Raw genomic sequence first — 12,382 nt, 5'->3', positions numbered from 1 at the left:
GTTGTATTTTTATCACATGAGTGGGGACGCGACCAGGGCGGCGGACGACGACGCGGCCGACGACGACCGGGTGTTCAAGGCCCTGGCGGCGCCGGTGCGCCGGCGGATGCTCGACGCGCTCAAGACCTCCCCGCGCACCACCGGCGAGCTGTGCGGGCTGTTCCCCGAGCTGGACCGCACCACCGTGCTGCAGCACCTGCGCGTGCTGGAGCGCGCGGAGCTCGTCACCGGCCGCAAGGTCGGGCGGGAGCGGCACCTGGCCCTCGCGCCGCTGCCGATCAAGCGCCTCCACGACCGGTGGATCGGCGACTACGCCCGCGCCGCCGTCGACCTGCTGGGCCGCCTCGACGACGACCGCTGACGGTCAGGTGCCGGCCGGCACGAGCAGCGCGGCCGAGCCGACGACGCCGAGGACGGCGGCGGCGACCGCCCCGGCGGCCTCCCGGACCGGGGTGCCGCGCCACCACGTCGCCGCGACCTCGCCCATCCGCGCCTCGGCGTCGCGCCGCCGCTCGCGCGGGACCCGGGGCTGCAGCCAGCCGGACCCGTCCGCGAGGGTGAGCAGCGCGGCGGTGCGGTCGTCGGGCTCGCCGCCGTCGAGCAGCACACCGTGCACGCGGCGGCGCAGCGCCGAGAGGGCCGGCCCGTCCGCGGTGCGCCAGCGCGTGCTGCGCAGGACGCCCCAGGCCGACCGCTCCTCGCGCCGGAGCAGCCCCTGCGCGACGAGACCGTCGAGCAGGGGCCGCTCGACGTCGCGGGCCAGCAGGTCGACCAGCTCCACCGCGCGGCGCCCGCCGGCGAGCCCGAGGGCGCGGTCCAGCTCGGGCCGCCCGGTCGGCGCCGGGTCCAGGACCACGACCCGCCCGTCCTCGGCCGGCCCGTCGAGCACCGCGGCCCGGCCGGAGATCACCAGCTCGACGAGCAGCGCACCGGCAAGCCGGTAGGGCGCGTCGTCGAACAGCGACGGGCCCGTGCGGCGGTCGTCGTGGGCGAGCACCAGCAGCTCCTCGGCGATGAGCACGTCGTCGTTCCTCCCGTGTGTCGCGGCTGGTCCCGGCCTCGCTGCCTCACCAGTGCGCCGACTCTCCCACACCCGACCGCGCCTGCGGGACCCCCCACGGGTTACCGTCCTGCAACGGCGCCGGGAGCGCGTCCTGCGGGGCGTCCTGGTAGGTGACACCGCGCAGGAACCGGCCGATGGCGGCGGTGCCGACCGACGTCCCGTCGCTGGTGGTGGCGGGCCACGGACCCCCGTGCTGCATCGCGGGGGTGACGGCCACGCCGGTCGGCCACCCGTCCACCAGCACCCGCCCGGCGTGCCGGCCCAGGGTGCCCAGCAGCCCCGCGAGCTCGCCCGACTCCCCCGACCCGCGGTGCACGGTGGCGGTGAGCTCGCCGGCGAACAGCTCCCCGACGACGGCGCCGAGGTCCGTGCCCGCGGGGTAGGTGACGAGCACGGCGAACGGTCCGAACGTCTCCTCGAGCACGGGGTCGCGGTGCGCGCGCAGGGCCTCCAGGTCGGTGGCGACGAGCGTCGGCGTGGCCCGCACGGTCCCGTCGTCGTCGGTCGCGACGGCGCCCTCGGCCAGCACCGTCACGCCGTCGGTGCCGAGCACGGCGTCCCGGCGGGCGACGTACCCCGCCCCGACGCGGGGGTTGAGCAGCGGGTGCTCGGCGACCGCGGCGGCGGCCTCGGCGACGACGCCCTCCAGGCCGTGCCCCTCGGGCACCAGCAGGAAGCCCGGCTTGGTGCACAGCTGACCGGCGGAGCCGCTCACGGACGCGACCCAGCCGCGGGCGATCTCCTCCCCGCGCTCGGCGAGGGCCGCCGGGGTCACCAGCACCGGGTTGAGCGACCCGAGCTCGCCGTAGAACGGGATGGGGTCGGGCCGCGCGGCCGCGGCGTCGGCGAGCAGGCGGCCCACCCGTGTCGACCCGGTGAACGCGGCCGCGCGGACCGCGGGGTGCGCCAGGAGCGCGCGGCCCGCGTCGTCGCCCTCGACCAGGGCGAACGTGCCCGCGGGCAGCCCGGCGGCGGTCAGCGCCTCGGTCACCAGGGCCGCGACCCGTCGGGACAGGCCCGGGTGGCCGGGGTGCGCCTTGACGACGACCGGGCACCCGGCCGCCAGGGCCGCCACCGTGTCGCCGCCCGCCACGGAGAACGCGAAGGGGAAGTTGCTCGCCGCGAAGTTGAGCACCGGACCGACGGGCCACAGCGTGCGGCGCAGGTCGGGCCGCGGCCCGAGCACGAAGCCCGGGTCGGCGGCGTCGAGCCGCACGTCGAGGTAGTCGCCCGCCTCGATCGTGCGCGCGAAGAGGCGGAGCTGGACCTGGGTGCGGTTCAGCTCGCCGCGCAGGCGGGCGTCGGCCAGGTGCGTCTCGGCCGCCGCGAGCCCCACGAGCTCGTCGGCGTGCGAGCCGAGCGCGTCGGCGACGGCCCGGAGCGCGGCGGCCCGGGCGCGGGGCGGCAGCGCGGCGAGGGCGGGCGCGGCCTGCTGCGCGGCGCGCGCGACCGCCTCGACGTCGGCCGGCGCCATGGCAGCGGGGACGGGCGAGGTGACCTGTGGCGTGGTGGGGATCGACATGCGGAACCTCAGAACTGGAAGCCGGTGGGGAACGGGTCGCTCGGGTCGAGCAGGTAGGTGCCCAGGCCCGTGACCCAGGCGCGGCCGGTGACGGTGGGCAGCACGGCCGGGATGCCGGAGACCTCGGTCTCGCCGACGACCCGGCCCACGAACCGCGAGCCGATGAAGGACTCGTTGACGAGGTCCTGGTCGAGCCCCAGCTCGCCGCGCGCCCACAGCTCCGCCAGCCGGGCGGACGTCCCGGTGCCGCAGGGCGACCGGTCGAACCAGCCGGGGTGGATCGCCATCGCGTGCCGCGAGTGCTGGGCGGTGGAGCCCGGCGCGATGAACTCCACGTGGTGGCAGTGGTCCACCCCGGCGATCGTCGGGTGCGACGGGGGCGCCGTCGTGTTGATGGCGTCCATGATCGCCAGGCCGGCGGCGAGGATGTCCTGCTGCCGGGACCGGTCGAACGGCAGCCCCACTTCGTCGAGGTCGACGAGGGCGTAGAAGTTGCCGCCGAACGCCAGCGAGTACGGCACGGTGCCGAGCCCGGGCACCTCGATCTCGTCGTCGAGCCGCACGACGAAGCTGGGCACGTTCGCGATGGTCACGGACTCGGCGTGCCCGTCGCGCACCTCCACCTGCGCGACGACCACCCCGGCCGGCGTGTCCAGCCGGATGGTGGTCGTCGGCTCGGTGACCGTCACCATGCCCGTCTCCACGAGCACCGTCGCGACGCCGATCGTGCCGTGCCCGCACATCGGCAGGCAGCCGGACACCTCGATGTAGACGACGCCCCAGTCGCAGTCGTCACGCGTCGAGGGCTGCAGGATGGCGCCGCTCATCGCGGCGTGCCCCCGCGGCTCGTTGACGAGCAGCTTCCGCACGTCGTCGAGGTGCTCGACGAAGTACAGGCGCTTGTCGTTCATCGTGGCGCCGGGGATGACGCCCACCCCGGAGGTGACGACCCGGGTGGGCATCCCCTCGGTGTGCGAGTCGACGGCGGTGAAGGTCCGGGACGATCGCATGGTCGGCCTCCTCGGTGGGGCTCGGTGGGACGGGTTCGAGGTGTCTGTACAGGATCAGCGGTTGGCGATGTACGCCAGCGCCTTCTCGGTGTCACGACGCACGGCGGCCTCCTGCTCGGCGGAGAGCGGACCGCGGGGCGGGCGCGTCTCGGTGCCGAACGGGCGACCCGCGATCTGCGTGGACAGCTTGATGGCCTGGACGAACTCGGTCCGCGAGTCCCAGCGGAACATGGCGATGACGTTCTCGTACAGGGCGCGCGCCTCCACGACCTTCCCGGCCCGCACCAGCTCGTAGAGCTCGACGGCGACCTCCGGGATGGCGTTCGGGTACCCGGCGAACCAGCCCGTGGCGCCCATGACGAGCGACTCGAGCAGGAGGTCGTCGGCGCCGGCGACGACGTCGATGTCGGCCACCTCGCGCAGCTCGGTGATGCGGCGCACGTCGCCCGAGAACTCCTTGATCGCCACGACGTTGTCGAGCTCGGCGAGCTCGGCGACGAGGTCCGGCGTGAGGTCGACCTTGGTGTCGAACGGGTTGTTGTAGACCATGATCGGCAGGCCCACCTCGTTGACACGCGTGTAGTGCTCGACGATCTCGCGCCGGTTCGCGCGGTAGATCGTGGGCGGCAGCAGCAGGACGGCGTCGGCACCGTCCTCGGCGGCGAGCTCGGCCCAGTGCTGGGCCTGGTGCCAGCCCACGCCGTGCACGCCCGCGATGACGATGCCGCGGCCGGCGACGGCCTCGACGGCGGTCTTCACGACCTGCCGGCGCTCGTCGTCGGTGAGCGACGAGTACTCGCCCAGCGACCCGTTCGGCCCCACGCCGCGGCAGCCGGCGTTCATCAGGTGGTCGACGTGCGCGGCGTACCCCTCGTGGTCGACGGCGAGGCCGGCGGGCGCGGCCGCGTCGGCGACGAACGGGAGCGTCGTGGCGACGACGACGCCGCCCAGGTCCATGGTGCGGGAGCTCATGTGGTGTCTTCCTCTCGGTTCGCGCGTCACGGGCTCGGACGCGCAAGGTCGGTGTCCGGCGGCGGGCCGGGGCGGTCGGGTCAGGTCGGGTCAGGTCGGGTCAGGTCGTCCGGCAGCGTGGCGAGGTCGCCCAGACGCACCGGGACGACGAGGGGCCGGCGGTCGGGGACGGCGGGCGGCGACTCCGGCGGGAACCCGGACGTCGCCCCGCAGCCCGCGGCCGCGGGCCCGGTGGCCCCGACCAGCTCGGCGACGGTGCGGCCGCAGACCCGCGCCTGGCACGGGCCGAGGCCCGCGCGGCTGGTCAGCCGCACGGAGCGCAGGTCGGTGGAGTCGGTGGCGCGGGCGGCGGCGCGCAGGGTGCCGGCGTCGACCTCCTCGCAGCGGCACACGAGCGTGTCGTCGCGCAGCCACGCGGTCCAGCCGCGCCGGATCCCGTGCGCCGCCTCGAGCCTGCGGGCGAAGTCGCCGGAGCGGTCCCGCCGGCGCACGGCCCGGACGAGGGCGGCGTCGTCGGGGGCCCCGGACGCCGCGTGGTGCCCGGCCACCCACCCCTCGGCGAGCGCGGCCTCGGCGCCGCCGATGCCGGTGACCTCGCCCGCGGCCCAGACCCCGGCGGCGCTGGTGCGCTGCCGCTCGTCGACGACGACGAACCGGTCGGGCGAGATCGCGCACGCGGCAGCGACGGCGAGCTCGAGCCGCGGCGTGAATCCGTGCGAGACGCACACGGCGTCGGCCGCGACGGTGCGCTCGGTGCCGGGCACGGGCGCCCAGCGGGCGTCGACGCGCGAGACGGTCACCTCCTCGACCCGGCCGTCCCCGCGGGCGGCGACGACGGCCTCGCCGAGGCGGTACGCCACCCGGTGGCGGGCGAGCGCGCCGGCGTACCCGCCGAGCTCGCCCAGCTTGTGCGCGGCGCCGAGCAGCCCGGCGGGGCGCGCGCCCCAGCCGCGCGCCAGCGACGCCGGGGTCGCGGCCTCGTGGACCGACAGGACGCGCGCGCCGGTGCGCAGCAGGGAGGTCGCGACGGGCAGCAGGAACGGTCCCGCACCGGCGACGACGACCCGCTCGCCGACGGCCACGCGCTCGGCCTTGGCGAGGGCCTGGGCCGCCCCGGCCGTGGTGACGCCGGGCAGCTGCCAGCCGGGGAACGGCAGCGTGCGGTCGTGCGCTCCGGTGGCCAGGACCAGCGCGTCGGGGGTCAGGGTGAGGTGCTCGCGGTCGCGGGAGTCGGCCGGGCCGACCAGCACGCGCAGCCGCACACCGTCGTCGAGCCGCTCCAGGGCCCACACCTGGGCCGACGTCAGCAGCGTGACCCGCGGGTGCGAGGCGACGACGTCGCGCAGGGAGGTGAACGTGCCCCAGCCGTGGTGGAACGTCGGCTCGTCGGGTGCCGTGCCGCCGCCGGGGAGCACGCGGTGGCGCCAGAACTGGCCCCCGACCTGGTCGGACGCGTCCAGCAGGGTCACGTCCGCGCCCGCGCGGGCCGCGGCGCGGGCGGCGGACAGGCCGGCGGGGCCCGCCCCGACGACGACCACCGTGCGGCGGCTCACGACGCCGCCCCCGGCAGCGGGTCGTGCTGCGACTCGACGACGTCGCCGTCGGCGGCGCGGCGCAGGCAGGCCCGCACGTCGCGGTCGCCGTTGACGGTGACGAGGCAGTCGAAGCACACGCCGATGCCGCAGAAGACGCCGCGCGGCGCGCCGTCCACGCTGGTGGTGCGCCACGACCTGCGGCGGGCGGCGAGCAGGATCCCGGCGACGGTCTGCCCCGCGGTGCCCGCGACGGGCTCGCCGTCGAGGGTGATGGTCAGCGGGTCCGGGGCACCGGGCGACTCCGGCGTCATGAGGCCTCCTCGGTGGGCTCGACGGGCGGGCCGGCGAGCACCGCCGGGCGGTCGACGCGGAACGGCGCGGGGTCGACCGCGGGCGGCGCGCCGGTGAACAGGTCGGCGAGCAGCTCGCCGCTCACGGGCCCCAGGCCGATGCCGGCTCCCTCGTGCCCCGTCGCCACCCACAGCCCCGGCGACCGGGGGTCGGCGCCGACGATCGGCAGGTGGTCGGGCACGTAGGGGCGGAAGCCGAGGTAGGTGCGCATGACGCTCGCGTCGGCGAGGAACGGGAACAGGCGGATCGCGCGCGCGGCCATCTCGCGCAGCACGACGGCGCGCAGCCGCTCGTCGAAGCCGACCTGCTCACGGCTCGACCCGATGAGCACGGTGCCGGCGGCCGTCGACTCCACGACGCTGGACGTCTGCAGCGCGGCGTCGCCGGACTGGGTCGCGCCGACGTAGTCGCCGTCGTAGACCTTGTGCCGCACCACGTGCGGCATCCGGGTGGTCACCAGCACCATCCCGCGCCGGGGCCGCACCGGCAGCGCCACGCCGAGCCGCGCGGCGACGACGCCGGACCAGGGGCCCGCGGCGAGCACGACGGCCCCGGCGGGCAGGTCGCCGTCGGACGTGCGCACCCCGACGATCCGGTCGCCCGCGCGCAGCGCGCCGAGGACCTCGACCCCCGTGCGCACGCGCGCCCCGGCGCGGCGGGCGGAGGCGAGCAGCGCCTCCGCGGCGGCGACGGGCTGCACCTGAGCGTCCTCGGGGTACCAGACGGCGGCGGTCAGGCCCGGGTTGAGCGCGGGCTCGAGCTCGAGCGCCTGCGCGACGTCGACCTCGCGCGCGTCGACGCCCGCGCCACGCTGCCGGGCGGCGAAGTCGCGCAGCGGCTGCGCTCCGCCCGCCGTGGTCGCGGCGACGAGCCCGCCCTTCGCGTCGTACTCGATGTCGGGGAACCGGGGGCCGAGCTCGTCGGACAGCTCCGTGACGAGCGACGGCCAGCGGCGCGCGGCGTGCTGAGCGAGCACCAGCTCGGGGCCGGGCTCCTTGTCGGAGACGAGCAGGTTCCCCTCCCCGTGCGCGGTGGTGCCGGACGCCGCGCCGCGCCGGTCGAGCACGGTCACCGTGACCCCGCGGCGCGCGAGGGCCCGGGCGCACGCGGCACCCACGATCCCCGCTCCCACGACCACGACGTCGGACATGCGGCTCCCCTCACGACGGATCAGTAATATGTCACATACCAGCGACGGGTACGAGTCGGCCCGGGGGCCGACCCGGGCGCGTCACTCCTCCTCGGGGCGCCCCGCCCACCAGCCCGTGGTGTGACCGATGTGCCGGTGCATGAGGTCCCGCGCGCCGGCCGCCTCGCCGGACGCGAGCAGGTCCAGCAGCTCGTGGTGCTCCGCCGCGGACTGCTCCAGGCGGTCGGTCGCGACCATCTGCGAGAGACCGAGCAGCCGCGCCCGGCTCCGCAGGTCGGCGACGACGTCCACGAGGAGCGGGTTGCCCGCCAGGGTCGTGAGGCGCAGGTGGAAGTCCCGGTCGGCCTCGAGGTAGGTCACCAGGTCCCCCGAGCGCGCGCCGGTCACGATCGCGTCGGCCTGCTCCCGCAGCGCGGGCAGCGCCGCCTGCGGGAACCGGCCCGCGAGGAGCTCCATCGCCGGCGGCTCGAGGAGCTGCCGGACGGCGGCGATGTGGCCCAGCATCTCGGGCGACACCTCCGTGACCCGGAAGCCCTTGTTGCGCACCGCGGTCACGAAGCCGCGCTTCTCGAGGTCGAGCATCGCCTCCCGCACCGGGGTGGCCGACACCGCGAACCGCGCGGTGAGCGAGGGCACGGACACGAGCGTGCCGGGGGCGAGGTCGCCCGACACGATGGCCGCGGTGAGGGCGCGCGAGACGCTCTCGCGCAGGCTCACCGGCGCCTCGATACGGCGGAACGACGACACGGCTTCCGACATGGACACTTCCTCGGGACGGGCTTCGCGGGGGTGGTAGACATCACAGTAGCGCGTGATATGTTACCGCCCACATCGGCGCAGAGGTCAAGGCGGCCCGCCCGTCGATGGCGGGGGAGACCGCGACCCGGACCCTCTCCCCACCCGGGAGAACACCACGTTTCCCGCCCCGACAGAGACCTGGACGACGCGACGCCGTAGTCGCCGGAACGGACCGGACGACGGCGTCCTGACGGTGAGCCCTGGGCGACCCGTCAGCACCTGTGCAATGTGATATATCACTGAGGAGGCCTCGTGGCCATCGCCCCGCACCCGACCCCCGTCCCCACCCGGGCCGCCGCCGTCACGGCGAGCGGCCGTCCCGGCTCGCCCCTGGGCGCCGACCGGGTGCGGCTCACGGGCGGCCTGCTGCACGACTGGCAGCGCCGCAACCGGACGGTCACCGTCCCGCACGTCGTGCGGGAGGTCCGCGGCGCGGGCAACCTCGACAACTTCCGCCGGCTCGCCGACCCCGCGGTCGGCGACTACCGGGGCCGCTACCCGTTCCTCGACACCGACGTGTACAAGACGCTCGAGGGCCTGGCCTACGAGCTCGCCCGGGAGCCCGAGGACGCGGGCGAGGCCGACGCGCAGGCCGTCGCCCGCGACTTCTACGAGGAGTCGGTGGCGCTGATCGAGCGGGCCCAGCGGCCCGACGGCTACCTCGGCACCTTCTACCAGTCGCCCCAGAGCCCCAAGGAGCCGTGGCAGGACCTGTCCTGGGGGCACGAGATGTACAACCTGGGGCACCTCGCCCAGGCCGCGGTCGCCGCGTCCCGCCAGCTTGGCGACCGCCGCCTCCTCGACGTCGCGGCCCGGTTCGCGGACCTGGTGGTCGAGCGCTACGGACCCGAGGGCGAGCCCGCGTACTGCGGCCACCCGGAGGTGGAGATGGCCCTGGTCGAGCTCGCCCGCGAGACCGGCGACCGGCGCTACCTCGAGCAGGCCCGGCTGTTCGTCGAGCGCCGTGGCGCCGGGACGCTGGAGCACACGATCTTCGCCGCCGACTACTTCCAGGACGCCGTCCCGCTGCGGGAGCTGGGCTCCGTCACCGGGCACGCCGTGCGCATGGTCTACCTCGCCGCGGGCGCCACCGACGTCGCGCTCGAGACCGGCGACGCCGCCCTGGTCGCGCACCTGGAGCGCCTCTGGGACGACATGGTGGCCCGCAAGTCCTACCTCACGGGCGGCATCGGGTCCCGGCACTCGGACGAGGCGTTCGGCGACCGCTTCGAGCTGCCCGGCGAGCGCGCCTACGCCGAGACCTGCGCCGCCATCGGCACCCTGCAGTGGGGGTGGCGGCTCTTCCTCGCGACCGGGCGGGCCGACGTCCTCGACCACCTCGAGCGCGTGCTGCACAACGCGTTCGCCGTCGGTCTGTCGGAGGACGGCGCGGCCTTCTTCTACGACAACCCGCTGCAGCGCCGCCCCGACCACGAGCAGCGCAGCGGCGCCGAGAAGGACGGCGAGCTGCTGCGCCGGGCCTGGTTCGGCTGCCCGTGCTGCCCGCCCAACGTGGTGCGGTGGATGTCCGAGCTGCAGGACCACCTCGCCGTCGCCGACGACGACTCCCTCACCCTCGCGCTGTACGCGAGCGTCGCGGTGAGCTCGCCGGCGATCGACGTGGACGTCGAGACGGACCTCCCGTGGCACGGCCGCGTGGCCGTGCACGTGCGCCGCGCGACCGACGACCCCGCCACCCTGGTGCTGCGCGTGCCGGCCTGGGCCGACGGCGCCGCCGCCGCGGTGGACGGCGTCGCGGTCCCGGAGCGGCCCACCGAAGGGTGGCTGCGGCTGACGCGCGCCTGGCGGTCGGGACAGACCGTCACCCTGGACCTGCCGATGCCGGTGCGGGCCGTCACCGCGCACCCGCACCTGGACGCCGCGCGCGGCACGGCCGCCGTCCTGCGCGGGCCGCTCGTGTACTGCGTCGAGCAGCAGGACTCCCCCGCCCCGGTGGACGACCTGCTCCTCGCCGCCGAGGACGTGCCCGGGCTCGTCGCCGACGACGACCACCCGTGGCACGTGCTGCGCGGCGCGCTCGCCGTCGCGCCCCCCGCGGGCGACGACCCGTACCCCCCGCTGGGCGCCCCCGCGGCGCCCGCCACCGACCGCGCGCACGTGGCCCTCGTGCCCTACGCGCTCTGGGGCAACCGCGAGGCGGGCGCCATGCGCGTCTTCCTCCGCCTGTCCTGACCCGCACCACCGCTCACCCGACCGACCCGTCGCACCATCCCCACCTGGGAGGTTTTCCATGACACGACGAGTGACCAGACCAGCCCTCCGTGCCGCAGCGTTCGGCGTCGCGGCCCTCCTCGCGCTCGGCGCCTGCTCGTCCGGGGGCGGTGGCGGCGGCTCGACGGCGAGCACCGCCGGCGGCCTCGAGGGCGAGCCCGCCGAGGGCGGCGTCGTCCAGGTGCTGCAGAACGCCGACTTCTCCTACCTCGACCCGGCCAAGGGCTGGGACGGCGGCGTGAACAACTTCTACCGCCTCGTGTACCGCACCCTCACGACGCCGGCGTCCGGCAGCGCCGAGGACCCGAACGAGATCGTGCCCGACCTCGCCACGGACACCGGCACGGTGTCGGACGACGGCCTCACCTGGACGTTCACGCTCAAGGACGGCCTGAAGTTCGACGACGGCGACCCGATCACGTCGGCGGAGGTCAAGTTCGGCGTCTCGCGCGCCTGGGACCCGGAGATCGGCATCGGCTCCCCCTACGCCAAGCAGGTCATCGACGCCCCGAAGGACTACGAGGGGCCGTACAGGTCCGGCGACCTGCCGACCATCGAGACGCCCGACGACACGACGATCGTCTTCCACCTCAAGGCGCCGTTCCCCGACTTCCCGGCCGTCGCGTCGCAGCCGAACTTCGCGCCGTTCCCCGTGGGCTCCGGCGCCGGCGACGAGTTCCTCAACGACATCGTCGCCTCCGGGCCCTACACGCTCGACACCTACACCCCCGGCAGCGTCATCAAGCTGGCGCGCAACGAGAACTGGGACCCGGCGACCGACGACGTGCGGACCGCCAAGCCGGACGGCTGGAACTTCCAGCTCGGCCTGGACCCGTCCACGATCGACGAGCGCCTGCTCGCCGGGCAGGGCACGGACGTCAACGCCATCGCGGGCAACCTCCAGCCCGCCACCCTCGCCCGCGTGCAGGACCCGCGGTACAAGGACCGCCTCGTCGACTGGCCCGGCGTCTGCACCACCTACATGGGCCTCAACACCACGAAGAAGCCGCTGGACGACGTCAAGGTGCGCCAGGCGATCTCGTACGCGATCGACAAGACCGCCGTCCAGAACGGCACCGGCGGCACCATGCTCGCCGACATCGCCACCACGACGATCCCCACGTCCGTCGCGGGCTACAAGGACTTCGACCTGTACCCGAGCGAGAACAACGCGGGCGACGCCGACAAGGCGAAGCAGCTGCTCGCCGAGGCCGGCTACCCCGACGGGTTCTCGATGGTGCTCGACATGCGCACCCAGCCCAAGCTGCAGGCGCAGGCAGAGGCCGTGCAGCAGTCGCTGGCCCGCATGGGCATCAAGGTCACCTTCAACCCGATCGACACCTCGAAGTTCTACGAGACGATCGGCACGCCGAAGCTGCAGAACGACGCCGCGATCACCGGCTGGTGCCCCGACTGGGCGTCGTCGGCGAGCACCGTCGTCCCGCCGCTGTTCGACGGCCGGCGCATCACCCCCAAGGGCAACTCGAACCTCGGGCAGATCGACGACCCGGCGATCAACTCCGCCATCGACGACGCGCTCGCCATCACCGACCCGGCGGCCGCGAACGAGGCCTGGGGCAACCTCGACGAGCAGGTCCTCAAGGAGGCGCCGATCGTGCCGCTCCTGGTGGAGAAGGTCGTGCTGCTGCCCGGCGAGAACATCACCGGGGTGTACTCCAGCCCCGGCGTGGCGACGGGTGGTCTCGACTACACCGGCGTCGGCCTCAAGGACCCGAGCAAGGGCTGACC

At 75.4% G+C, this 12,382-nt stretch carries 11 protein-coding genes; 3 read left to right on the top strand and 8 right to left on the bottom strand.

Translation table 11 applies throughout. The features are described 5' to 3' along the window. Positions 1–16 precede the first annotated feature (16 nt). Positions 17–361, top strand: a complete 345-nt coding sequence (locus ACFU9A_RS02590) for an ArsR/SmtB family transcription factor (protein ID WP_430573696.1) — start codon at positions 17–19, stop codon at positions 359–361. A gap of 3 nt (positions 362–364) precedes the next feature. On the opposite strand, the gene ACFU9A_RS02585 is transcribed toward ACFU9A_RS02590, so the two are convergent. The 8 genes from ACFU9A_RS02585 to ACFU9A_RS02550 all read right to left on the bottom strand — a co-directional run bounded on the left by ACFU9A_RS02585 (position 365) and on the right by ACFU9A_RS02550 (position 8,362). After that, a complete protein-coding gene (locus ACFU9A_RS02585) occupies positions 365–1,021 on the bottom strand; it encodes a GPP34 family phosphoprotein (protein WP_430573695.1) in 657 nt (218 codons plus the stop codon). Between the two features lie 46 nt (positions 1,022–1,067). Beyond that, positions 1,068–2,585, bottom strand: coding sequence for an aldehyde dehydrogenase family protein (locus ACFU9A_RS02580; protein WP_430573694.1), 1,518 nt, complete (start codon positions 2,583–2,585; stop codon positions 1,068–1,070). A gap of 8 nt (positions 2,586–2,593) precedes the next feature. Further along, positions 2,594–3,595 (bottom strand): proline racemase family protein, encoded by a 1,002-nt coding sequence (locus tag ACFU9A_RS02575; protein WP_430573693.1) that lies wholly within the window; start codon positions 3,593–3,595, stop codon positions 2,594–2,596. Positions 3,596–3,649: 54 nt separating this feature from the next. After that, a complete protein-coding gene (locus ACFU9A_RS02570) occupies positions 3,650–4,567 on the bottom strand; it encodes a dihydrodipicolinate synthase family protein (protein WP_430573692.1) in 918 nt (305 codons plus the stop codon). Between the two features lie 80 nt (positions 4,568–4,647). Beyond that, positions 4,648–6,120 carry an NAD(P)/FAD-dependent oxidoreductase gene (locus ACFU9A_RS02565; protein ID WP_430573691.1) on the bottom strand — a complete coding sequence of 491 codons (1,473 nt, stop codon included), beginning with the start codon at positions 6,118–6,120 and terminating at the stop codon, positions 4,648–4,650. After that, a complete protein-coding gene (locus tag ACFU9A_RS02560) occupies positions 6,117–6,413 on the bottom strand; it encodes a (2Fe-2S)-binding protein (protein WP_430573690.1) in 297 nt (98 codons plus the stop codon). The genes ACFU9A_RS02565 and ACFU9A_RS02560 overlap by 4 nt, the downstream gene beginning before the upstream one ends. Then, positions 6,410–7,603: an NAD(P)/FAD-dependent oxidoreductase gene (locus tag ACFU9A_RS02555; RefSeq protein ID WP_430573689.1), complete on the bottom strand. Its 1,194-nt coding sequence runs from the start codon at positions 7,601–7,603 to the stop codon at positions 6,410–6,412. Before ACFU9A_RS02555 ends, ACFU9A_RS02560 begins: the two co-directional genes overlap by 4 nt. An 81-nt stretch (positions 7,604–7,684) precedes the next feature. Then, positions 7,685–8,362 (bottom strand): GntR family transcriptional regulator, encoded by a 678-nt coding sequence (locus ACFU9A_RS02550; RefSeq protein WP_430573688.1) that lies wholly within the window; start codon positions 8,360–8,362, stop codon positions 7,685–7,687. 291 nt (positions 8,363–8,653) lie between these two features. On the opposite strand from ACFU9A_RS02550, the gene ACFU9A_RS02545 reads away from it, so the two are divergent. Further along, positions 8,654–10,594 carry a glycoside hydrolase family 127 protein gene (locus tag ACFU9A_RS02545; RefSeq protein ID WP_430573687.1) on the top strand — a complete coding sequence of 647 codons (1,941 nt, stop codon included), beginning with the start codon at positions 8,654–8,656 and terminating at the stop codon, positions 10,592–10,594. Positions 10,595–10,652: 58 nt separating this feature from the next. Then, positions 10,653–12,380 (top strand): ABC transporter substrate-binding protein, encoded by a 1,728-nt coding sequence (locus tag ACFU9A_RS02540; protein WP_430573686.1) that lies wholly within the window; start codon positions 10,653–10,655, stop codon positions 12,378–12,380. Positions 12,381–12,382: the final 2 nt, after the last annotated feature.

The organism is Isoptericola sp. NPDC057653 (assembly GCF_042799955.1).
Classification (GTDB): Bacteria; Actinomycetota; Actinomycetes; order Actinomycetales; family Cellulomonadaceae; genus Isoptericola.
This window is presented reverse-complemented; position numbering and strand designations above follow the sequence as displayed.